The sequence below is a fragment of the Bacillus sp. B-jedd genome, assembly GCF_000821085.1.
Classification (GTDB): domain Bacteria; phylum Bacillota; class Bacilli; order Bacillales; family Cytobacillaceae; genus Bacillus_D.
The window spans coordinates 4,160,590-4,183,383 of sequence record NZ_CCXR01000001.1; the positions used below are offsets into that span (position 1 = coordinate 4,160,590).

At 46.5% G+C, this 22,794-nt stretch carries 21 protein-coding genes; 7 read left to right on the forward strand and 14 right to left on the reverse strand.

The annotated features are described in order from the left end of the window. The first annotated feature begins 39 nt into the window (after positions 1-39). The 3 genes from BN1002_RS20275 to BN1002_RS20285 all read left to right on the forward strand — a co-directional run bounded on the left by BN1002_RS20275 (position 40) and on the right by BN1002_RS20285 (position 2,307). The gene (locus tag BN1002_RS20275) at positions 40-819 is read left to right on the forward strand and encodes a transporter substrate-binding domain-containing protein (protein WP_048828093.1); all 780 of its coding nucleotides are present in this window, start codon (positions 40-42) and stop codon (positions 817-819) included. A 66-nt stretch (positions 820-885) separates the two neighbouring features. Next, complete coding sequence (locus BN1002_RS20280; RefSeq protein WP_048827342.1) at positions 886-1,551, forward strand: amino acid ABC transporter permease; 666 nt, start codon at positions 886-888, stop codon at positions 1,549-1,551. Positions 1,552-1,563: 12 nt separating this feature from the next. Then, positions 1,564-2,307 (forward strand): amino acid ABC transporter ATP-binding protein, encoded by a 744-nt coding sequence (locus BN1002_RS20285; protein WP_048827343.1) that lies wholly within the window; start codon positions 1,564-1,566, stop codon positions 2,305-2,307. 60 nt (positions 2,308-2,367) lie between these two features. Here BN1002_RS20285 and BN1002_RS20290 read toward each other — a convergent pair whose 3' ends face one another. The 6 genes from BN1002_RS20290 to BN1002_RS20315 all read right to left on the reverse strand — a co-directional run bounded on the left by BN1002_RS20290 (position 2,368) and on the right by BN1002_RS20315 (position 8,363). Next, positions 2,368-3,573 (reverse strand): MFS transporter, encoded by a 1,206-nt coding sequence (locus tag BN1002_RS20290; protein ID WP_048827344.1) that lies wholly within the window; start codon positions 3,571-3,573, stop codon positions 2,368-2,370. A gap of 192 nt (positions 3,574-3,765) precedes the next feature. Then, positions 3,766-4,473, reverse strand: a complete 708-nt coding sequence (locus BN1002_RS20295) for an ABC transporter ATP-binding protein (protein WP_048827345.1) — start codon at positions 4,471-4,473, stop codon at positions 3,766-3,768. After that, entirely contained in the window at positions 4,473-5,252 is a 780-nt protein-coding gene (locus tag BN1002_RS20300; protein WP_048827346.1) for an ABC transporter ATP-binding protein, read from the reverse strand. The genes BN1002_RS20295 and BN1002_RS20300 overlap by 1 nt, the downstream gene beginning before the upstream one ends. Next, positions 5,227-6,198, reverse strand: a complete 972-nt coding sequence (locus BN1002_RS20305) for a branched-chain amino acid ABC transporter permease (RefSeq protein WP_048827347.1) — start codon at positions 6,196-6,198, stop codon at positions 5,227-5,229. Before BN1002_RS20305 ends, BN1002_RS20300 begins: the two co-directional genes overlap by 26 nt. An 11-nt stretch (positions 6,199-6,209) precedes the next feature. Continuing rightward, positions 6,210-7,088, reverse strand: coding sequence for a branched-chain amino acid ABC transporter permease (locus BN1002_RS20310; RefSeq protein WP_048827349.1), 879 nt, complete (start codon positions 7,086-7,088; stop codon positions 6,210-6,212). A gap of 99 nt (positions 7,089-7,187) precedes the next feature. Next, complete coding sequence (locus tag BN1002_RS20315) at positions 7,188-8,363, reverse strand: ABC transporter substrate-binding protein (RefSeq protein ID WP_048827350.1); 1,176 nt, start codon at positions 8,361-8,363, stop codon at positions 7,188-7,190. A gap of 274 nt (positions 8,364-8,637) precedes the next feature. On the opposite strand from BN1002_RS20315, the gene pepT reads away from it, so the two are divergent. Beyond that, positions 8,638-9,870 carry a peptidase T gene (pepT, locus tag BN1002_RS20320; RefSeq protein ID WP_048827351.1) on the forward strand — a complete coding sequence of 411 codons (1,233 nt, stop codon included), beginning with the start codon at positions 8,638-8,640 and terminating at the stop codon, positions 9,868-9,870. A gap of 89 nt (positions 9,871-9,959) precedes the next feature. Here pepT and BN1002_RS20325 read toward each other — a convergent pair whose 3' ends face one another. From BN1002_RS20325 to BN1002_RS20335, 3 genes are all read right to left on the reverse strand, one after another. After that, positions 9,960-11,168: an ABC transporter permease gene (locus BN1002_RS20325; protein WP_048827352.1), complete on the reverse strand. Its 1,209-nt coding sequence runs from the start codon at positions 11,166-11,168 to the stop codon at positions 9,960-9,962. Continuing rightward, on the reverse strand, positions 11,169-12,053 hold the full coding sequence (locus tag BN1002_RS20330; protein WP_048827353.1) for an ABC transporter ATP-binding protein: 885 nt from the start codon (positions 12,051-12,053) through the stop codon (positions 11,169-11,171). A 139-nt stretch (positions 12,054-12,192) separates the two neighbouring features. Then, positions 12,193-12,519 (reverse strand): MGMT family protein, encoded by a 327-nt coding sequence (locus tag BN1002_RS20335; protein WP_048827354.1) that lies wholly within the window; start codon positions 12,517-12,519, stop codon positions 12,193-12,195. 133 nt (positions 12,520-12,652) lie between these two features. On the opposite strand from BN1002_RS20335, the gene BN1002_RS20340 reads away from it, so the two are divergent. Next, positions 12,653-13,909, forward strand: a complete 1,257-nt coding sequence (locus BN1002_RS20340) for a GGDEF domain-containing protein (RefSeq protein ID WP_048827355.1) — start codon at positions 12,653-12,655, stop codon at positions 13,907-13,909. Between the two features lie 69 nt (positions 13,910-13,978). Here the strand turns inward: BN1002_RS20340 and BN1002_RS20345 are convergent, their stop codons facing one another. The 4 genes from BN1002_RS20345 to BN1002_RS20360 all read right to left on the reverse strand — a co-directional run bounded on the left by BN1002_RS20345 (position 13,979) and on the right by BN1002_RS20360 (position 18,765). Next, on the reverse strand, positions 13,979-15,289 hold the full coding sequence (locus tag BN1002_RS20345; protein WP_197072837.1) for a YheC/YheD family protein: 1,311 nt from the start codon (positions 15,287-15,289) through the stop codon (positions 13,979-13,981). A gap of 34 nt (positions 15,290-15,323) precedes the next feature. Continuing rightward, positions 15,324-15,914 (reverse strand): SET domain-containing protein, encoded by a 591-nt coding sequence (locus BN1002_RS20350; RefSeq protein ID WP_048827357.1) that lies wholly within the window; start codon positions 15,912-15,914, stop codon positions 15,324-15,326. Positions 15,915-15,983: 69 nt separating this feature from the next. Next, positions 15,984-17,342, reverse strand: coding sequence for a YheC/YheD family endospore coat-associated protein (locus BN1002_RS20355; RefSeq protein WP_048827358.1), 1,359 nt, complete (start codon positions 17,340-17,342; stop codon positions 15,984-15,986). Positions 17,343-17,457: 115 nt separating this feature from the next. After that, entirely contained in the window at positions 17,458-18,765 is a 1,308-nt protein-coding gene (locus BN1002_RS20360; RefSeq protein ID WP_048827359.1) for a YheC/YheD family protein, read from the reverse strand. Positions 18,766-19,107: 342 nt separating this feature from the next. Here BN1002_RS20360 and BN1002_RS20365 point away from each other — a divergent pair, with 342 nt between their 5' ends. Together BN1002_RS20365 and BN1002_RS20370 are read left to right on the forward strand one after the other, a co-directional pair. Continuing rightward, positions 19,108-19,827, forward strand: a complete 720-nt coding sequence (locus BN1002_RS20365; protein ID WP_048827360.1) for a YebC/PmpR family DNA-binding transcriptional regulator — start codon at positions 19,108-19,110, stop codon at positions 19,825-19,827. Positions 19,828-20,000: 173 nt separating this feature from the next. Beyond that, entirely contained in the window at positions 20,001-21,695 is a 1,695-nt protein-coding gene (locus tag BN1002_RS20370; RefSeq protein ID WP_048827361.1) for a hypothetical protein, read from the forward strand. Between the two features lie 565 nt (positions 21,696-22,260). Here the strand turns inward: BN1002_RS20370 and BN1002_RS20375 are convergent. Continuing rightward, on the reverse strand, positions 22,261-22,761 hold the full coding sequence (locus BN1002_RS20375) for a cupin domain-containing protein (protein ID WP_048827362.1): 501 nt from the start codon (positions 22,759-22,761) through the stop codon (positions 22,261-22,263). Positions 22,762-22,794: the final 33 nt, after the last annotated feature.

A 22,794-nucleotide genomic window follows, 5' to 3' on the forward strand; every position in this document is an offset into this window, starting at 1 on the left:
CACCTATCAAATTATGTCGAAAGGAGTTTTACCTTGAGCATGAAAATTGGGAAGTTTTTTACCTTTTGCTTGCTGTCTATCCTGCTAATCTCAGGCTGTGCCGAAAAGCATGAGCAGGAAGATGGCTCTAAGCTAATCCGCAAGGGGGAATTTGCTTTTGCTGCCTCGGGCGAATTCAAGCCCTTCAGTTATATGAAGGATGATCTGACAATGACCGGCTTTGATGTGGAAGTCGGCAAGGCGGTTGCCAAAGAGCTTGGCCTTAAGCCTGTCCCTAAGCGGATGAAATTTAAAGGAATTGTGGAAGGCGTGAAAACAGGGAGAGCAGATGCCGCCGTCGCCTCACATACTATTAATCCCCAACGGAGCAAACACGTCTCCTTCTCGACACCTTACTACTACTCAGGCCCGCAAATTTTCGTTCGTCCAGATAGCGGTATTAAGACCGTCGAGGATTTAAAAGGAAAAGAGGTTGCTGTGGCAAAAGGATCCACGTATGCAGATACAGCCAGTAAGTATACGTCTAACCTGAAAATGTATGACAGTGATATTACCGCCCTTAAAGCACTTAGCATCGGAAGGCACGATGCCGTCATTACCGATTTCGTCACCGGGAAAAGCGCCGCCAAGGAAGGGTTTAAAATTGAAGGACGGCAGCTGATTGAGCGCAGTGAGCAGGCAATCGTCCTCCCGCAGGATAATCCGGAGCTTTTGAAAAGAGTCAACGAGGCGCTTGAAGCACTCCGCAAGGACGGAACGCTTGAAAAAATTTCAGTTAAATTCTTCGGAGAAGATATTACGAAAAAACCGGATCAATAATCATTTTCTATTTATTTATAATCCGAATTACTACAGATAAATCCAAGCAGAAAGGAAGAAGCGAATTTGCCTAGTTTCTCTCATTTTTTCAAAACATTAATGAGCAGCAGCGATCTCTTTATGGACGCCATGCTCTTAACCTTAAAGCTGACCGTTGTATCCGTATTGGTCGGTATTGTCATCGGGCTGTTTTTCGCCCTCTTAAAGATATCAAAAGTAAAATGGCTCGGTTACATATCCGATGTGTACATTTACCTGATCAGGGGAACACCGCTGATCGTCCAGATCTTTATTTTATATTTCGGGATCAGCGGAATTTTCCTCCTGCCTGATTTTTGGGCCGCTTCTCTTGCCTTGGCGTTCCATAACGGCGCATACATCGCTGAAATCTTCCGCGGCTCGATTCAAGCTGTCGACCAGGGACAAATGGAAGCCGGCCGTTCACTCGGTATGAGCAAGAATCTTGCGATGCGGAGAATTATTTTGCCACAGGCGTTCCGCCGCGCCCTGCCGCCGCTTGGAAACCAGTTTATCATAGGTCTTAAAGATTCATCACTGGCCGCTTTCATCTCAATGAACGAACTATTTAATGTAGCAACCACTCTTGGATCGAATAACTTTGATGAAATGACCTATTTACTGATTGTAGCTGTTTACTACTTGATCCTTGTAGCCCTGCTCACATTCGTAGTCAACCGTTTCGAGAAGAGATTGGCAGTCAGTGACCGATAGGAGGAAATGTGAATGGAAACCCGCGAAATGATAAAAGTAGAAAACCTGAACAAATCGTTCGGCGATCTGCATGTATTAAAAGATATCAATTTATCTGTCTATGAAAGTGATGTTGTCTGCCTGGTCGGCGCCAGCGGATCCGGGAAAAGCACGCTTCTGCGCTGCCTGAATTTCCTCGAGAAGAAGGATAATGGCCGGATCATTTTAAATGGCCGGGAAGTCAGCCGGGAAACGCATAATATTAACGAGGTGCGCCAGCATGTCGGCATGGTCTTCCAGCACTTCAACCTGTTTCCGCACATGACGGTGCTTGAAAATATTATTGAAGCCCCTGTCCATGTAAAGAAGGTATCAAAAGAAGAGGCGACGAACGATGCGATGGAGCTTTTGCGTAAAGTCGGCCTTGAGGATAAAGCAGACGTTTATCCAAGCAAGCTTTCGGGCGGGCAAAAACAACGCGTCGCCATCGCGAGGGCTCTTGCGATGAAGCCGGAAGTTATGCTGTTTGACGAGCCGACCTCGGCCCTTGACCCTGAACTCGTCGGGGAAGTTCTCCAGACCATGAAAGAACTCGCCGATGAAGGAATGACAATGGTTGTGGTCACCCATGAAATGGGATTCGCGAAAGAAGTTGCCGACTGGATGGTCTACATGAATGAAGGGATGGTTGTGGAGATAGGCCACCCTGAGGAATTTTTCGATAATCCGAAGGAAGAAAGGACGAGGGAGTTTTTGAGCTCAACCGTCCTCAAGTAAATTGGATAGCGATAGTATAAAAGGGTACCAGCCTTGGCCGGTACCCTTTTGCATGGGCATTTATGCCAGTTCCTCGGCCTTTGTTTCCCTTCCAAGGAAAAATACGGCCGCCGCCCCAATAAGAATTGAAATACAGAAAATAGTAAAAATCACATGAATCGAATAACCCTGGGCCGATAAATAAGGAACCAATAGCGGGCCAAGCACTCCGCCAACCCTTCCGAAGGATGCCGCCATGCCGGCGCCTGTACCCCTTATGGATGTTGGATACTGTTCAGGGGTATAAGCGTAGAGCGCGCCCCATGCACCAAGATTAAAAAAGGAAAGAAATGCGCCCGCGGTCATCAAGATCCATAAGGTGTCGGTATTTCCAAAAAAGTAAGCGCTGGCCGCTGTTCCGGCAAGATATACAATCAGCACGAACTTCCTGCCGATTTTCTCAATAAAATAAGCTGCTGTAAAATAGCCCGGAAGCTGGGCAAGTGTCATGATCAATACATATTGGAAGCTTTTAATCATGCTGAAGCCTTTCATGATCATGACGCTCGGAAGCCAAAGGAACATCCCGTAGTAGGAAAAAACCACACAGAACCAAAGGATCCAGAGCATGGCAGTTTTCCTCGAAAACTGCTTTGACCATAATGTTTTTACACTTTCAAAAACGGACGGCTTATGCCTTTCTTCCAGTGTCAGGTATCTTGGCGAATCCGGCAGGCCTATCCTTAAGTAGATGGCATATAGCGCCGGCAACGCACCAAGAATCAAGGCAGCCTGCCAGCCATACCTTGGGATGACAAAATAGGAAATAACAGCCGCTATCAGCCAGCCAGCCGCCCAGAAACTTTCAAGCAGCACAACCACCCTGCCGCGTTTCTCGGCTGATACACTTTCGGATACTAATGTAGAAGCGACAGGCAGTTCACCGCCAAGCCCCATGCCGATCAGAAAACGCAGAACGAGAAATATGGCGAGCGAAGTTGTTAAGGCGGACAAACCACTTCCGACTGAAAATAATAATAATGTTATCATAAAAACGTTTTTACGGCCGATCCGGTCGGCCATTAAACCGAAAACCAAAGCCCCCACTGCCATGCCGATGGAATTGACACTGCCAATCCAGCCCATTTCTTTCGGGGTCAGATTCCAATCTATTTTAAGCGCGGCAATAATGAAGGAAAGCATACCGACATCCATGGCATCGAACATCCAGCCCAGTCCGGCAATCCCCAATAATTTCTTTTCCGAAATAGTTTTTATTTTTTTCATTTGAGCCCCCTGATTTGTTGAATTGTTTCTCCCGGTGGACAGGCCTTTATCCGGCTGTCCGCTTTTTATTTTAACAGGTGTCAAGACACTTATCATCATTTATTTTCAGTAATTATTTCCCGGGAAACAAAATTCGCCAAAAGACAACAAAAAGCCACCCATCGAATGATGGATGGCTTGCTAATTATTTTTCTAATGGCCGCCGAGATAGGCCATTTTCACTTGTTCGCTCGCATGAAGCTCCTGTGCGGATCCTGAAAGGACGACCCGCCCTGTTTCAATAACATAAGCCCTGTTAGCAATTGACAAAGCCATGTGGGCATTTTGCTCAACAAGGAGAATTGTCGTCCCTGATTCATTTATTTCCGAGATAATCCGGAAAATAGTTTTTACGAGAAGCGGTGCCAGCCCCATGGACGGCTCATCGAGAAGAAGGAGTTTTGGCCTTGCCATTAGCGCCCTTCCCATGGCGAGCATTTGCTGTTCCCCCCCTGACAATGTGCCTGCATGTTGTTTCCGGCGCTCCTGAAGTCTTGGAAACAGGTCAAAGACCTTATTGAAATCCTCCTTGATCCCCGCCTTATCCTTACGGAGAAAGGCTCCTAATTCCAAATTTTCCTCAACCGACATATTAGCGAAAACACGGCGTCCTTCCGGTACTTGGGAAATTCCCAATTTCACAATCCCCTGTGCCGCCTTGCCGGCAATCGTTTGGTTTTCAAAAAGAATTTCCCCTTGTTTCGGTTTCAACAGGCCGGATATTGTTTTCAGCAAAGTGCTTTTACCGGCGCCATTGGCCCCAATCAGCGTCACGACTTCACCTTTGTTCACTTCAAGGGATACACCTTTTAACGCCTGGATGTTTCCATAGTAAACATTGATTCCTTCTACCTTCAGCATTACGATACCTCCTCGCCAAGATACGCCTCAATAACTTTAGGATTATTCCTGATTTCCTCAGGCGTTCCCTGGGCAATCAACTGACCGTGGTCGAGGACATAAATCCGTTCACAAACCCCCATGACCAAAGGCATATCATGCTCAATAAGGAGGACAGTGAGATGAAATCTGTTCCGGATAAAAGAAATTAGCTGCATAAGCTCCTTTGTTTCCTGCGGGTTCATACCGGCAGCCGGCTCATCAAGCAGTAAAAGCTTCGGATTGGCGGCAAGCGCGCGGGCGATTTCCAGCCGCCGCTGCTGCCCATAAGGAAGATTTTTTGCTTTCTCGTCCCTAAAACGGTCAAGCCCGAAAATTTTCAAAAACTCGACCGCCTTTTCATCCATTTCCTTTTCACCTTCAAAGTGTTTCGGGAAGCGGAAAACGGAACTTGGTATGCCGTGCTTGGCCAGCGAATGGTAAGCAACCTTGACGTTGTCAATTACGGACAGTTCACCAAACAGACGGATATTCTGGAACGTCCGGCTGACTCCCTTCCTTGTTATTTTGTAAGGCGGGAGTTTTTTCAGGCTTTCACCGTCGAGGGAAATCTCCCCTTCGGTCGGGACATAAACCCCGGTGAGCAGGTTGAAAAAAGTTGTCTTCCCGGCGCCGTTCGGACCAATCAGCCCGACCAGTTCGCCCTGGAACAGCTCCAGATTCACATCCCAGACGGCCTTCAAGCCGCCGAAGCGGATCCCGGCCTGTTCCACCTTAAGCAACGGTTTGTCCTGTGCCATCATGATCCCCTCCCGCCTTCTTTGTCTTTTTAAAGAATGAAGTAATCTCCCTTGTTCCCAGCAATCCCTGAGGCCTGTATAGCATCGTCAGGATCAGGATTAAACTGTAGAAGATCATCCTCGTTTCAGGATAAGCCTGCAGGAAGGTTGATACAATTGTCAGCAGGATCGCCGCAATGACAGCTCCCGAAAGGCTTCCAAGCCCGCCGAGGACGACAATGATCAAAATGTCAAATGATTTCAGGAATCCAAAGTTGGATGGCTGAATCAAATAAAAGTTATGGGCAAAAAGGCCGCCCGCGACTCCGGCAAAAAAGGCGCCAATGGCAAAAGCGACAACTTTATAGTAAGTTGTATTGATTCCCATCGCGTCTGCCGCCGTCTCGTCCTCCCGGATTGAAATACAGGCCCTTCCGTGTGTTGAATTCGTAAAATTTACGATTACAACAAGAGTGATCAGGGCACAGGCAAATGTCCAGCTCCACGTGCTCATTTGCATGACCTGCATGCCGCTTGCCCCGCCTACATAATCAAAATTCAAAAGGGCAACGCGGACAATCTCGCCAAAACCGAGTGTCGCAATCGCCAGGTAATCCCCTTTCAGGCGGAGGCTCGGAATCCCAATAAGGAGGCCGGCTACCGCCGCGCCAAGGCCGCCAATCAAAAGGGCGGCTGCGAAGGGAAGATCGAACATCATCGTCATAATCGCCGATGTATACGCGCCTACTGCCAAGAACCCCGCATGCCCGATTGAAAACTGGCCGGTTATTCCAATAATTAAGTGAAGGCTGGCCGCAAGCATAATATTAATTCCAATTGTAACGAGGGTATTCACATGGAAAATGTTGAGGATTCCCCCCATGATCATTGCCTGGACAACAGTATAGACGACTAAAGCCAGTATAACTGAGAGCCAGAAGCCTTTTGCCCGCTTAAAATACTCCATTCTGCTCCCCCCTACACTTTCTCTCTCACGTTTTTGCCGAACAGCCCGGATGGGAGGAAAATAAGGATAAGAATCAGAACGATAAAGGCCACTCCGTCACGCCATAGCGAGTAGCCTGCCGCACTGACCAGAGCCTCAATGACCCCTAGAAGGAGCCCTCCCACCATTGCGCCGGGAATAATGCCAATTCCCCCGAGAACTGCGGCAACAAAGGCTTTCAAGCCAGGAATGATGCCCATCAATGGTTCAATTTTCGTATAATACGTACCAAAGATGACCCCGGCCGCTCCCGCAAGAGCGGAGCCCATGGCAAACGTTGCTGAAATTGTATTGTTTACATTGATCCCCATCAGCCTGGCCGCGTCAGCATCATAGGATACCGCCCGCATCGCCTTACCGATTTTCGTTTTATGGACAATGAACTGAAGGATGACCATCAGGGCAACCGATACTCCGAGGATGAATAATGACTGGCTGCTGATGGATGCACCGAAGATGTTGATCGTTTCCTTTGGAAGCACTCCCGAAGGATAGGCCTCCGGCTGGGCGCCACGGACGTAAATGACGCTGTATTCTATCAGAAGGGAAACACCAATTGCTGTTATCAATGCGGCAATCCGCGTCGCGTTCCTGAGCGGCTTATAGGCAATCCTTTCAATCAGGACGCCGAAAATGGAACAGACCGCCATCGATAGTAGGAGGGCGGGGAAAAAGGACAGTTCCAGGATTGTAATTGAGTAAAAGCCGGTGAACGCACCAATCATGAAGATGTCCCCATGGGCAAAATTGATTAATTTTACAATTCCATATACCATCGTATAGCCCAGTGCAATCAACGCATAAATGCTTCCCAGCGATATTCCGTTAATCAATTGCTGTAAAAATTCCATAATCATACTCCCCTTGAAAGGTACTGTATATATAGCCGTTTAACCCGAAATAGGGGGACGATGCCCCCTATCCTCTTTTATTTAAATGCTTTCAGCCTCTTACGGATTAACCTTAGTTTCGAACTTTTGCTCGCCGCCCTCATATTTCAAGATGGCTGCTGATTTTACAGGGTTATGATTTTCATCCAAAGTGAGCGTTCCAGAGACAAGCGCAAGATTCTTTGTTTCTTCCAAAGCCGCTCTGATTTTTTCCGGATCTGCGCTGCCCGCGCGCTCAATGGCGTCCTTCAGGTAATAACCTGTATCGTAGCCAAGAGCGGCAAAGGCATCCGGTGACTTTCCTTTGTATTTCTTCTTGAAGGCTTCAACGAAGTCCTGAATTTTCTTGTCAGGGTCTGCCGAAGAATAATGGTTAGTAATAAATGTGTTATTCAGTGCATCCGCACCAGCAATTTCAACAAGCTTCGGGGAATCCCAGCCATCTCCGCCCATGAATGGTACGTCGAGGCCGATTTCACGTGCCTGCTTTACAATCAGGCCTACCTCTTCATAGTAACCTGGAAGGAAAACGAAATCAGGATTTTCGGATTTCATTCTTGTCAAGGTTGCACGGAAATCAGTGTCTTTCGCCACATATGCCTCTTCAGCAACGATTTCGCCGCCTTTTGCCTTGAAGGCTTCCTTAAATGCAGCAGCTAGCCCTTTCGCATAATCGCTCGCTGTATCGACATAAACAGCCGCTTTTTTGGACTGAAGCTTATCAGCCGCGAAATTCGCCGCGACAGTTCCCTGGAACGGGTCAATGAAGCAAGTTCTGAAGGCAAAAGTATTCAACTTGCCACCCTTGCTTGTCACATCCGGATTGGTTCCGGTAGGTGTAATGATCGGAACTTTATGCTTTTCAGCCAACTGGACCTGCGCAAGCGTGTTTCCGCTTGTGGCCGCCCCGACAATCGCTGCTACCTTGTCCTGGCTGATCAGCTTGACCGCTCCTGAAGTTGCCTCGGCAGCTTCAGACTTATTATCAAATTTAACCAATTTAATTTTTTTGCCATCAATGCCTTCTTTATTAATTTCTTCTACCGCTAGCTGGAGACCCTCTGAAATCGATTGCCCATAGGATGCCACCCCGCCCGAAAGCTCAAGGTTCGCCCCGATTTTAATCGTTTTGCCGTCTCCTCCAGAACCGCTTGTCCCCTGGCTGCCGCAGCCTGCCAACACTCCGGCAATCAAAGAAAATGATAGAAAAATCCCTGCCAACCTTCTCTTCTTCATCACGTATCCCCCTATTTTCTTTTTTGCCATTTTTAGTTAACACTAGATGCACATAAGAATATTATCTATTCATAATAAAAATAATATTCTGAAAACATTGTACATGATTCTTCTATTTCCGTCCATACCTCTATGGATTTTCTTTATGATAATTTATAGGGAGAAACCATCATTTATCGACAAACGCATATCGGTTGTTCAGCCTTTAATCATGTTTGTATTATAATGGCAAGGAAGGAAACTATTTTAAATCTACCAATAGGAGATGTTGATTTTGAAGAAAGAGATCATTGAACGGTTTATTTCATATGCAAAAATTGATACGCAGTCAGATGAGAATAGCTCATCCTGCCCATCGACGCCCGGCCAATTGACACTCGCACAGAATCTGGTGGCGGAGCTGAAAGAGATTGGCATGGAGGAAGTAACGAAGGATGAGAATGGCTATGTCATGGCAACCCTTCCTGCCAATGTAGAAAAAGATGTTCCGACAATCGGTTTCTTGGCCCACCTTGATACAGCAACTGACTTTACCGGGAAAAACGTCCAGCCGCAAGTCATCGAAAATTATGACGGAAAAGACATCATCCTAAATAAGGAACTCAATGTTGTGATGAAAACAGCCGACTTCCCGCAACTGCCTGACTATGCCGGCCATACCCTCATCACGACAGACGGAACCACTTTGCTTGGGGCCGATAATAAAGCGGGTATTGCGGAAATCATGACTGCGATGCGCTATCTCCTGTCAAACCCGGACATCAAACACGGGAAAATCCGTGTCGCCTTTACACCGGATGAAGAAATCGGCAGGGGCCCGCATAAATTCGATGTCGAAGCCTTCAATGCGAAATATGCCTACACAGTAGATGGAGGTCCGCTTGGCGAACTGGAATACGAAAGCTTTAATGCCGCTTCGGCAAAAATTGTTTTCAGAGGTACCAACATCCACCCGGGAACGGCAAAAGGGAAAATGGTGAATTCCATGAAAATCGCCATGGACTTCAACCGCAGGATGCCTGCAGAAGAAGCGCCTGAACTGACCGAAGGGTATGAGGGCTTCTATCACTTGATTTCTATCAGCGGGGATGTTGAAGAAACAAAGGTATATTACATAATCAGGGATTTTGACAAGGAAAATTTCGCGGCGAGGAAAGCAAAAATGGAGCAAATCGCCCAGGAAATAGGCGAGATTTATGGCCATGACGCCATCCATCTTGAATTGGCCGACCAATATTATAACATGCGAGAGAAAATTGAACCGGTGAAGGAAATTGTTGATATTGCTCATGAAGCCATGACGAGCCTCGGTATTACGCCTGTCACCAAACCGATCAGGGGCGGCACGGACGGTTCCCAGCTTTCTTATATGGGTCTCCCTACCCCGAATATTTTTACAGGCGGCGAGAACTTCCACGGAAAATACGAATTCATTTCTGTGGACAATATGCTGAAGTCGGTTGAAACCATTGTCGGCGTAATAAAGTTGTTCGAAGAAAGAGCCTAACGGCGCACACGGGGCGCTGTCAGAGCTACTGCAAAGTCAAATATGAAGAGGCTGGGCCAAAAGGAAAACCTTTTGCCCAGCCTCTTTCTTTACATTCCAGTATTCTTGGCCATTTTGATGATATCCGCGATATTAGTTTTGCCGCTGTATCTCATTACGCCTTTCGAATAAATGCGGTTGGCAATGAGGCTGAGCAGTGCAATGGCGGCGATCAGGACCACGATTGACAAAATGATTTCTAGCGAGCCCGCTTCGCCAAGGACAATCCGGGAGAACACAACCATCGGCGAGAAGAATGGGATATAGGAGCTTACAAGAACAATCCCAGCGTTCGGATCAAACATGGTCTTCATCCCAAGCATGAATGCTCCCATTAGCAAAATGGAGACCGGGAAGATGATCGATCCGATATCCTCCATTCTGCTGATGACCGAAGTAATGGAGGCGAACAGCAGGGCATAGACAACATAGCCGAGCACGAAATAAAGGCTTAAAAACATAAATATTTTCGGATTCAGTACTGACAGGTCCAAAGACATACCGAAAATCTGTAGGTCTCCCGCAGTCCAGCCGAGGAGCTTCGCCGCTCCATAAGCAAGGGCAACCATGCCGATTTGCAGCAGCCCCGAAATCATGGCGGCAGTAATTTTCGCATACATCATCGTAATCGGCTTAACTTTTGTAATCATGATTTCCATGACCCGGGAAGTCTTTTCCCCGGCAATGCTTAACGAAACGGTATTGCCGAACATGATGATAAACATATACATCAGGAATAAGAAGAAATACACCAGCCCAAGGGACTCCGTCTTTTTAAGCGGTATTTCCTCAACCTTGACCGGGGTCAATAATGCGTTTGCCACTTGCGGCTCAACGCTATGTTTTGTCATGACGGCATTAAGATATTGCGGCTGGATGACTGAATTGATCAAGCCAAGCACCTGGAAGTCAGCCATTCTCCGGAAATAGTACTCTACCTCGGGTGCTTCACCGCTTCCTTTAAGGACAATGAGCGCATCCGCGTTTCCATCTTTCACTTTCCTCTGTATCCCTTCAGCCTTTTCCTCGCTGATTTCCTTGATGGAGGCAAAGTCTGCCTTCACGCCCTTCGCATCAAAAACATAGCCTGAGGACTGGTTGCTGACGTACACAGTCATTTTTTCTTCTTTGGCAAAGTAGTGTGTGAATCCAAAGTAACCAAAGATGGCGGCAAATAACACGGCGGCAGTGATAATGAATCCTTTGCCGGACAGGCCCTCTTTCAAATGAAATTTAAGTACTGTCAGGAATTTTTCCATTTACCCCACCCTCTCCACGAAGATTTGATGCAGCGTCGGTTCGAGCAGAGAGAAATTTTGCAGCTGAATTCCCGCATCTGCCGCAGCATTCAGAATTGCCATGCCTTCTTTTTCGTTATGTACCTTTGCAGTATAAATCAAGCCCGTTTGCTCAAAAGGCATATCAAACTTCCGGAACACAGGCTCAAGCGACAGCTCCGACGTGATCCGCAAATTTTTATAACCATAGTCATCCTTCACTTTTTGAAGCTTGCCGGAAACCGTGATGTTTCCTTGCTTCATCATGCAGACATTTTCGCAAAACAGCTCAATCGACTCCATCCTGTGGCTGGAAAGAATAATTGTCTTTTTCTGTTCAACGAGTTCTTCAATCACTGTCCCGAGCATCGTTGCATTGACGGGATCTAGGCCACTGAACGGTTCGTCGAGGATAATAATATCCGGGTCATGAAGGAGTGTTGCGATAACCTGGATTTTTTGCTGATTCCCTTTTGACAGCTCGCTCGCCAGTTTACTTTTGTAGTCGGTGATTTCAAATTTCTCAAGCCAATAATCGATGCGTTCATTGGCTGTTTTCCGGTTCAATCCCTCAAGCTGCCCAAAGTAACGCAGCTGCTCGGCAATTTTTGTTTTCGGGTACAACCCTCTCTCTTCCGGCAGATAGCCAATAGAAAGCTCCTCTCTCCTGAATGGGCGGCCCTCCCACATGATTTCTCCGCTGTCCGGCTGGACAAGGCCAAGCATCATTTTGATTGTCGTCGTCTTGCCGGCGCCATTCCTGCCGAGCAAGCCAAGCACCTGGCCCTTCGGCAATTCAATCGAGATATTGTTAACAGCGGTTGTTTCTCCATATCTTTTTGTCAGATTACGTATTTCCAAGCCCATGTTTTTTCCCCCTTTTCTGGACCTTTTACTCTTTTACTATATCTAAATGTTCACCTCTTAACAAACACTTACTGGCAAAAAAGGTCAATTCCACCAAACTGGTTCGTTGAATTGTTTGGGCAAAACACTCTGATATTCATTAATCCTCTTCCTCTTCGTATGCTCCCGGTTCATATAAACAGGATGGAAGATCCACTTTCCGGGCAATGAATGGGACTCCCTCCTCGAGCAGCATATCTCTTTGGTAGGATTTCGCTTCTTCATCTTTAATTGGAATTTCCCCCTGCGCATTAATCACCCTATGCCACGGAAGATTGTATTTGCCGCTCATGGAGTGGAGAATCCTGACGACCTGGCGCGCCGCGCGCGGACTCCCGGCAACTTTTGCGACTTGGCCATATGTCATAACCTTACCGGGAGGAATTTTTGAAATAATATCAATGACACGCTTTGTAAATGGAGACATATTTCCCCTGCCTTTCCCTAAATGAAACCCAATATAAGTAAAATTTTATGCATATTTTTTGAAAATAAAGTACATTCCCTCTTCTCTATACAGTATTATAAATGGTAGATGGTTGGAAAGGGGCCGCAGTTTCATGGTTGGAGCCAAAATTTTTAACATTGTTTTGTTTTTCGCCGGACTTGCAGTCGCTTTCCATGCGAATAGCTTAGCGGTCGATTCAGGCCTTTTTGTGAAGGCCCTTGTTTTATTCTGGTTTTTTTCCGTGTTATATCATCACTTGCGCGTCCTGCACAAGACAGGGAATACAACCACTGATTACGGGATTAGCTACAGCCTTTCCTTCGGTATTTTTGCCGGTCCGCTTGGCTTATTCATTTTTGAAACGATATACCGATTTACGATTTACTTTAATAAGAAGCGCACGAAGACTGATGATCCCGATGAATTCACTGATACATTTTATAATGTCGGTTCCTTTGCGCTGACCTATTCGGCTGCGTATTACCTGTACAACATTCTGAGTCCGGTGATCGAACCGCTTCCCTTCGGGTATTGGTTTTTAATGATGATCCTTGTAGGCGTTACATCGCTCATCATTGATTTTCTTTTGATTACTGTTTTTCTCATGACCGGCGATATTAATACAACCCGCGCCGCAATCGATTTTATTAAAAGCAGAAGCATCCTTGATATGGGCAAGACGGCATTTACAAATGGACTATTACTATTATTCCTGCATGAAGGTGAATGGGGGGCGCTATTTGCTCTTTTCTTTCTCAATTATCTTGTCAGCCGCTCCTTTTACTCGAAATCCCAAAGCATCCAGAACAAATTTGAACGGGATAAATTCGAGCAAATGGCCTATACCGACTTTCTGACCGGCGTAAATAACCGTGCTTTTATGGACAAAAGAATGGCTGAATTGGACAAGACCGGGGATTATATCGGGATTGTCGTGGCTGATATTGATAATTTCAAGAGAATTAACGATAGTTACAATCATTCGGTAGGCGACCAGGTCATCCGGCATTTTGCCAGTACACTTAAGAGCTTCCTAAATACGAATGATAATCTGTTTCGTAGCGGGGGCGAGGAGTTCACTTTATTCTTACGAAACAGAAATTACTCGCAATGCATGGATCTAGTTGAAAGGATCCTGTATGAAGTGGAGGAAAGTAGCGTTGAAGTAGAGTTTGGGTCCGGTAAAGCCCACATATCGTACACCTCATCATTCGGCCTCTACTTTTACAGAATCAATGACAAGGTCTCGATGGAGAAAGGCTATATACAGGCGGACCAATTGCTGCTCAAGTCTAAACAGCACGGCCGTAATCGGATCACAGCCGTCGATGGCAGCGTAAAGGCTGGCAATTCCGCTGTTCCTATTTAGCAAACGCGAAAAGCTGGTTCCATGTTGGAATCAGCTTTTTTGCTTTTTTGTGCGATAAGGATGTTTGCCTCATCCTTCCATCGCTATTTCCTTTAATGCTTCGATAATGGTGTCGATCAGCTTGCCATACATCATATGATCATCCAGCCAGAGAGGGGTCCGCAGCTCTTGCAGTGTGTTGCCTTCAAAAACATAAATATCGCCTTTCTCATCAAGCCCCATATCAAAGCCAAAATCGACAAATGGGCCGCATGCGCCTTCAAGATGCTTGGCAAGGGCAATGCCGAGCGATTTCATTTCCTCTATTTTTTCGGCTATCTCTTCCGGTTGATAATTGAATTGCAGCTTCAGCATATCGTCAGCATACCTGCCATTGACCTCTTTATTCGACTGGATGGAAATGCCCCCTTGTTCCCCTAGCCAGCCAATAATCGGCTCAACCTTCCACGTTTTCCCCTGCTCTTTCACCGCAATAACCCGATAATCAATCTTTCTGTCATCATGGGTTTTCAGATTGATCGCTTGCTGGAGAATATGATTCTTCTCGCATGAGGCGAGCAACGCGTTCATTTGCTTCGGCGTATAGGTGAAAACCTTGTCCGTAAAGTTTTTTCTTGCAAGATATTTCCCATTTTCCCGCCAAATCAAATGCATGCCTGCCCCGCCGCCCTGATTGATCGGTTTCAGAAAGACGCTACCATACTTCGCGAGCATCTTATCGAGATTTCCTTTGGTGATTACGTTTGATGTTTCCGGCAGATGCCTTCTAAAAGCCGGCACTTCATTCACAATGGAAAAAAACTTCCACTTATAATAGCAAGGCGGATTGAACAGCCGGCTGCCAAATGTATTTTTGAGTACCTTTGATGATTTTATTTTCCGATAAAAAACAGCCGGAAATGGGAAGTCAGATTTTTTCCATGACATCGACTCAAAATCAAAAGCAAAGCCCTCTATTTCACTGGACTTATAGTCAATCTGATCTTCAGCGGCAAAGAATAACAAACCGCCCATCTTCCTTATAGACTGTGCGTAGGGAAGATACAAGTCAGGATTATCCTGCAGATCGCCCGCCATTTTTTTCCCGCTTTGCCGGTATAGCATGCCAATTACAGGACCTATGACAAGCAAGTCCTTCACCAGCCGAACATGATATGGAGCCCACAGCGCAATCCTTAATCGCTCGACCACCCTATTGGACAAAAGAAAAACATTTTCGCCAGCCTCTTTATTCAGAATTACCGTTACCTTCACTTTCCGCATTCCATATGATACGAAAATTTCCTGGTCCATTGTGAGCCCGGCTTTTCTGGCCGTCCTTTTATTCATGAGAATCACATGGGCCGGGATATCCGCGTCCGATGATATCCGAAATGGCATTCCCACTCTTCCGCTCGATCCTTTTTTCCGCAGTTCATTCACCCCCATAGTACAAGGCCAAAACAGAATCGACAACCCTATTTTCCTTCACAGCCACCCTGATCCTTTTCCTGCATTCCTTTGGAATAAAAAGATCCAAAGGCTGGCTGACCTGCTCAAAAGCTTTAAACGCATCAAGGATTTTGGCATCCCATTCCGGGTAGTACTTAATGAGGTCAGCTTTGGATACGCTGGTCCGCTCCGACCCTTCCTCGGGGCGGCAAAGAAAAGGTTCATCCAGGTTGAAGAGCCCGTATTCATTCGTCAGTTGTTCGCCTGCATGAATATCCCTGACCGCAATGTCAAAACCGTATGGGGTCGTGAAGCAATTGGCATGGAAGCTGTGATTCACATACTTTCCATGGTCCCACGAAAGGATGTATCTCCCTTCCTGATCCCGATACGTATATTTTTCAAACGGAGCACTGCGAAGGGGGTCAAGAGAATTTAAATATGAGGGCTCGAAAATTTGATCAAGGCTGTCAAGGGCCAGTGTAACCGTTCCTTTAGGAATTAATTTCGTCGCAAAAACCCCCAGCCCTATTTCTTCGTCCACTACCCTCAGCTCTGTATCCGGATGAATCAATGCAACTTGCTCCCTTCAGCTTTTACTTACACATTCTATGCACACACAGCGTTTATTGATAAGGAAAGTTCAATCTAACCTATGTCCTTCATCCTGGATCCCAAAGCCTGCCAGATAATATGAATACTCAAACAAGAGATTGATAGATCGGACTGCCTCCTCTTCCATTCCCGGATACCTGAAGATGCTCCGGCCCGGTTTTGAATTTGCTTCAAACATCCATACTCCCCCATCTTGGTCAATCCCTATATCAAGTCCGAGTTCACCAACAGGTTTTCCGATTTCCGCCTCAATTGCCTGCGCAAGAGTGACGGCTGCAGACTCCATTTTTCTCCTGAACTCTTCCGACCGTTCTCCAAACACGAGGTCGAGAATATCTCCACACCTATATACCTGCCCGCCTAGACGGACATGGGTTGTGACACTTTCCGAGCCAGCCGCCTTACCGGCAACACCGGATACAACCCAATTATTTCTAATATCTTTGTTGAGGTTCACCCGGAAATCAATATTCCTTCCGTTATATTGGATCAGTTTGATTCCCTGCTGGACGATATAGCGCCTCTTCCACTCCTCATTGGCGGCTGAGGCAAGCAATTCATCGAGGCTCCCATAAGGCGTTATCTGCCTTTCCGTATGGCAGTTAAAGCCCTCCCCCGCTTTGGAAATCTTATAAATCCCAAGCCCCTCCGCACCATCTCCCGGCTTTATAAAAACCTCACCATGTTTCGCCAAAAGCTTGGTAATGCTCCGTTTTGCAGCTGAAAAACGCGTATCCGGCAAAAAGTCTTTTGCCAGTGGATGGTTTTTCAAAAGTCTATGAATCCCCTGTTTGCTAAAGAAAAACGGATTGAACATTTTTACCTTGGCGTGCCTGGCGGCCTTTCTGAAAAGTGATTTTACCTCTTCACTTTTTTCAACTGACCGATATGTGATCCGGTTATAAATCACATCAGGAAGGGGCAAAATATACTTTTTCCAGCGAAATCCCTGTTCATCCTTCCCATCGAAAAACCAGCCCACAACCTCCCCCTTCCCCCAATTTATATCCGTGGGCGAAAAGACAAAGCAGTAGTGGCTTGTATAGTCCTTTGATTGGAGAATCTCATGGAACATCGATTTATAATTGGGATGGATATCGGTCAGCAAGCCGATGACCGGACCAATTTTTATGATATTATTTTTGAAAGTGGCCTGAACTTGCTTAGGAAATGGCAGCAATAAGTCATTCGATTGCGCAAGCGGCAAAATCAGTTCCTCTGCCTTTCCCTTCATCCGCTTCAGCCTTGTTTTTAAACTTCTCCCACCGAAAGACAGCGTGTAAAATTCATTTTCAGATAATTTCCATTTTCTCCATAGCGAATTTGAAACTCCAACTCTTCTTCTCGTTTTCTCCGAAATTAGAACCTGTACAATTGAGACACCCACTATCTATTCAACTCCAATTGATGGTATCGGGTTATCCTATTCCGCAAAAAGGGAAAAGAAACTGCGTCTGCCTATAGCAAGCACCCGTTTTGCAAGTCCTGTCTTTCACGGCTGCTCAATTCCCAAGTGCCATTTCTTTCAGGGCAGTGAGAATCCGGTGGATCAGTTCCCCATACATCATTTGATCTCCGAGCCACAGGGCCATTTCGAGCTGTTGCAATGTGTTCCCTTCGAATATATAAATATCTCCCTTTTCATCAAGTCCGAAATCAAAACCAAAATCGACGAAGGTACCGCATGCATTTTCTAGATGTTCGGCAAGGGCGACGGCCAACTTCTCCATTTCCCGGATTTTTTCTTTCACCTTACGCGGGGGATATTCAAATTGCATCCTCAGTAAGTCATCCGGATACCTGGCGGTCAGGCCGTATGCCTGGGTGGAAATGCCGCCTTGCTCTCCAAGCCAGCCATGGATGGCTCTGACCTTCCAATTTTCCGCATGCTCCTTGACAGCAATGACGCGATATATCGCTTGTCTGCCTTGATGCGCCTTAATGTCAATGGGCTGTTGAAGGATATGGTTTTTTTCGCAAACCTTCAGCAGTTTAATCATCTGTGCAGACGAATACCTGAACGTATCATCCGTAAAGTTTTGCCTGGACAGATACTCCTCCCCTTCCTTCCAGATGAGATGCATCCCGACACCGCCGCCCTGGTTGCTCATCTTCAGGAAAGCTTTCCCGTATTTTTGCAAAAACGAATCAAGATTTTCCTTCGTAATGACATTGGTAGTCTCCGGCAAATATTTCTCAAAGGCCTGATTTTCTTTCAAAATCGAATAAAACTTCCATTTGTAATAGCAGGGCGGATTGATGAGCCGGCGTCCGAAAGCCTCCTTCAGCGCCCGAGAAGCTTTTATCTTTCGGTAAATTATGGCTGGAAACGGAAAAACCGATTGTTTCCACGACATAGTTTCAAAGTCATAGAAGTATCCGCTTATTTCGCTTGCATCATAGTCAATCCCATCCTCCGCAAAAAAGAACAGCAAGCCCCCAAGCCCTTTTATTGAACGGGCATACGGGAAAAACATAGCAGGATTTTCCTTCAAAGCCTGTTCCAGGTTCTTGCTATTTTGCTTAAAAAGCATTCCCAGGACAGGTCCAATCACCAGGCAATTGCCCTCAAGGCTGCAGTTGTACGGAACAGACCGCTCGATTTTCAGCTTTTCAACGGCTTGGCCCGAGATAAAAATCTTATCTTCTGCACTCCTTTTCTTTATGAGCAACTTCACCTTTACCTTCCGCATTCCGTAGGAAAGATCGATTTCCCTGTTTTTGAACAGCCCGGCTTTTATTGCCATCTTCCTATTCATTTCAATTTTCATTCCTGTTGAATCTGTAACCAAAAGCGTTATTCCTTCCATCCTTGCTCCTCCATTCAACTCCTGAATCCATTTCGTTTACCCGCCTGGCAGCCTATTTGGGGTGGATTTAACCCACACAATCTTTACTCATTCTTGTGTTCGGGTTATCTTATTCCTGCCGGCATAAAAAGAAACTGCTTCTGCCTATTCGCAAAAACAGCTTCCGTGAATTTGTTAAGTTACGGCCATAATTTTCAATTAAAATCCAGACGATTTTGATGTATAATAATTCGTGGTGATTTTTTCAGCTGACAGGTTGATTCAGCAGGATGCAGGGTATTTAGTTTGGAATGACATTCATCATCTCAGCAGAGATTTTAAAGGAAAGAGAGTGTGTTCAGAATGGGACGCAAATGGAATAATATCAAGGAGAAAAAAGCATCCAAAGATGCGAATACGAGTCGTATTTACGCCAAGTTCGGACGCGAAATTTATGTAGCCGCGAAACAGGGCGAGCCGGATCCCGAATCGAACCAGGCTCTCAAGGTCGTCCTCGAGCGCGCAAAGACGTACAATGTTCCGAGAGCGATTATTGACCGGGCAATTGAAAAAGCAAAGGGCGGTTCTGACGAGAACTATACCGAACTTCGTTACGAAGGCTTCGGGCCAAGTGGATCAATGGTCATTGTCGATGCACTGACCAATAACGTAAACCGGACGGCTTCCGAAGTCCGGGCGGCTTTTGGCAAAAACGGCGGCAATATGGGGGTCAGCGGTTCGGTCGCCTACCTGTTCGACGCGACCGCGGTTTTCGGCGTGGAAGGAAAAACAGCTGATGAAGTACTCGAATTGCTAATGGAAGCAGATGTGGACGTACGCGATATTATCGAAGAAGACGAAGCGGTCATCGTATACGCGGAGCCGGACCAATTCCATGCCGTCCAGGAGGCGTTCAAGGCCGCGGGAATCACTGAATTCTCCATTGCCGAACTGACGATGCTCGCGCAAAACGATGTCACCCTTCCGGAAGATGCCCTGGCAAAATTCGAGAAAATGATTGATGTGCTGGATGATCTCGAAGACGTCCGTCAGGTGTACCACAACGTTGACCTTGGCGAATAATTTATTAATTGTTGAGTGACGATGACAGGATTTATTTTACTTAAGCACAGGCGCGCCTGTTATGGGCAGCCTGTGTTTTTTAGTTTACGGAAATAAACTTGAATCTTTTCGCTGCCTTTCCCGTATTTCTTTACTATAGATATGAGATGTCACACATCCTGAAAGGAGCTTCCATGGGAAACATTTATTTATTTTCATTGATTGCCGGACTTATCATGGCCTTATTGATCATTCCGTTTTACGGCCTGAACAGTTCAAATACGAACAAGAAGAAAAAAGGTGCGGGCAAAACAAGCCGCATTCCGATGATTGCTTTCGCCGTATTCATGGTTTTATTTGTTTTTGTTTTCTATTATTTGTTTAATATCGACAGGAATTTTTCCTCACTCTGGTTTTTCTTGATCGTTGCCTCGGCGGTGGGCGCACTGTTCTCCAACGGCAAAGAGCAAATGGTCAAGGGGTTGCTGTTTTTGGGAAGCCTCTTCTTCGGCATCTACTTGCTGACAGCTTTCCTTTTTAATGCTGGCGAAAAATATGAAACAACGAAAATGGATCAGCAGGTCGAGATTAAAACGTTTGATGAAACGAAAACCCCGGCAAGCGTTCCGCCCCAATTCGCCCGGAATAAGATGAAAAAGGCATTCGGCCAAGTGCCGAATACAAGCTATTATGAGCTTGGCAGCCTGCAAATCCAAAAGGTGAACGGCGATTACGTCTATATCGCTCCAGTCGAATTTTCCGGCTTTTTCAAATGGGTGAACGGCGACACAACGCCTGGCTATTTTATTATTAGCGCGACCGACTCGACGGCTAACCCGAAATTCATTAAATCGGAAATGACCTACACTCCATCGTCTTATTTTGGCAAAAATATTGAACGCCATATCCGGATGAAATACCCGACGCGCATCTTTTACGGCGATGTCCAGTTGGAAGTCGACGAAAACGGCAAGCCGTTTTATATCCAGTCCTATGGCGATTTCATTTCCGCCCGAAATGGTTTTGACGCTAAAGGAATCGTCATGGTCGACCCGCTAAGCGGAGATACAAAATCTTTTGCACACGGAGAAGTGCCTGAATTTGTTGACGGCGCCGTATCCCCTGAAGTTGTCAGCCTGCAGAACAGCTATTTCGGAAACTATATACATGGATTCTGGAACAGCGTCTTCGGGAAAAAGGACGTCAAACTGCCTTCCGATGAAGGCACAGAGGCGAACGTCACGCCAATTTTTGACGAAAACGGCCATATGTTCTACTTCACTGATTTCACGAGCCCGAAAGAAGGCGTCGATTCGATGCTTGGGTACTCGTTAACCGACGGAAAAACAGGAAAAGCAACCTATTACACTGGCAACCTCGAAGAATCGTATATGGATTCAGAAGGCGCCTTACAGATTATTGAAAAGAAATTCATTGAAAAGAAATGGAAAGGCAAGATGCCGGTTCTCTATAATTTTTACGGAGAAGCAAGCTGGCTGACGCCAGTCCTTGATTCCAACGGCTTTTTGCAAAATTACTTCATCGTCTCCGCAGCCAATCCTGAAATTTCCGTATACGGAACAACGCCGAATGACGCCCTCCGCCAGTATAAACTCGCCCTCCAGCGCGGCGGCGGCACCCTGGATGGTACGTCAAAGGCGGAAGAAAAGCAGGCAAGCGGCACCGTTGTCCGGGTATATAAAGAAAAGTCCGGTGATTTCACAGCTGTGACATTCCTGCTCGACAACAAGCAAAATTATATTATTTCTTCGGAAAAAGAGCCTTTGGTCATTTATCTGAAGGAAGGCGATAAGGTTAATCTCACCTATCAGGACACAGGCGAAATCTTCCTACCTGTCGTACAGATTAAGGTTGAGGGATTGAATTAGGGAGAAGTTTTTAGAAGACTGCCTTTCTGATAGTTTAACGGGCATTGGTGGTTCTCGGGCAACTTGTATCTGTGACCGTTAGCATGTGCTCCGGAGCGGTTAGGGTTTAGAGAAGTCCCCTCTGTGACTGATTGCATGAGCTAAAGTACGATTTGGAACGCGAATAGCAACGATCGAAAGGGCCTTCGCGTCCTAAAGGACGATTTAGAACGCGAACCGCTGCGGGCGGAAGGGCCTTCGCATCCTAAAAGGCGACTTAGAACGCGAATAGCAACGACCGAAAGGGCCTTCGCGTCCTAAAGGACGATTTAGAACGCGAACCGCTGCGGGCGGAAGGGCCTTCGCGTCCTAAAGGGCGACTTAGAACGCGAATAGCAACGATCGAAAGGGCCTTCGCGTTCTAAAGGACGATTTAGAACGCGAACCGCTGCGGGCGGGAGGGCCTTCGCGTCCTAAGGGCGACTTGGAACTCAAACCTTTCCCGGCTACCCTTCGATTCATGTCGAAGGACAAGAAAGCTACAAAAAACCCGATGAGCACACTCGGCTCATCGGGTTTTTGCATGTTATTTCACCCATTTACTTTGAAGCGGGCCTGTTTCACCATAGACCGGATCAGTTTCAGGTAAGGGGACGTTGCGGATTTCCTGGAGGGCCTGTGCGCGTCCGGCTGGATCCCTCTCCTTCATATTCGGGCTCATCCCTTCAGGATAGGCGCCAATGACTTCAAAATCCTCGCTAGCCTCAATTAGCTTATGCCCGGTTCCAGCCGGTAGAAGTATAACGTCTCCGGCACTCACGTTAACCCGCTCACCGGTATCGCCGCCAAGAAGAACTGTTGCGTTTCCCGACTTCACTCCAAGCACCTCATGGGCATTGCTGTGATAGTGGTGGAAGTCGAAGATTCCTCCACTCCAGCTGCCTGTCCACTTGTTGCGGTTGAAGGTTTCTTCAATCCCATTCGGATTGTCGGTAAAAACCCCTTCATAGATAATGACCTGCAATTCCGGGTTATTCGGGATCTGTCCGTCATCCTTAAGGAAAAAGGATCGTTCATTCGCAGCCATTATGAAAGTCTCCTTTCTGCTGTTACTTCCCTA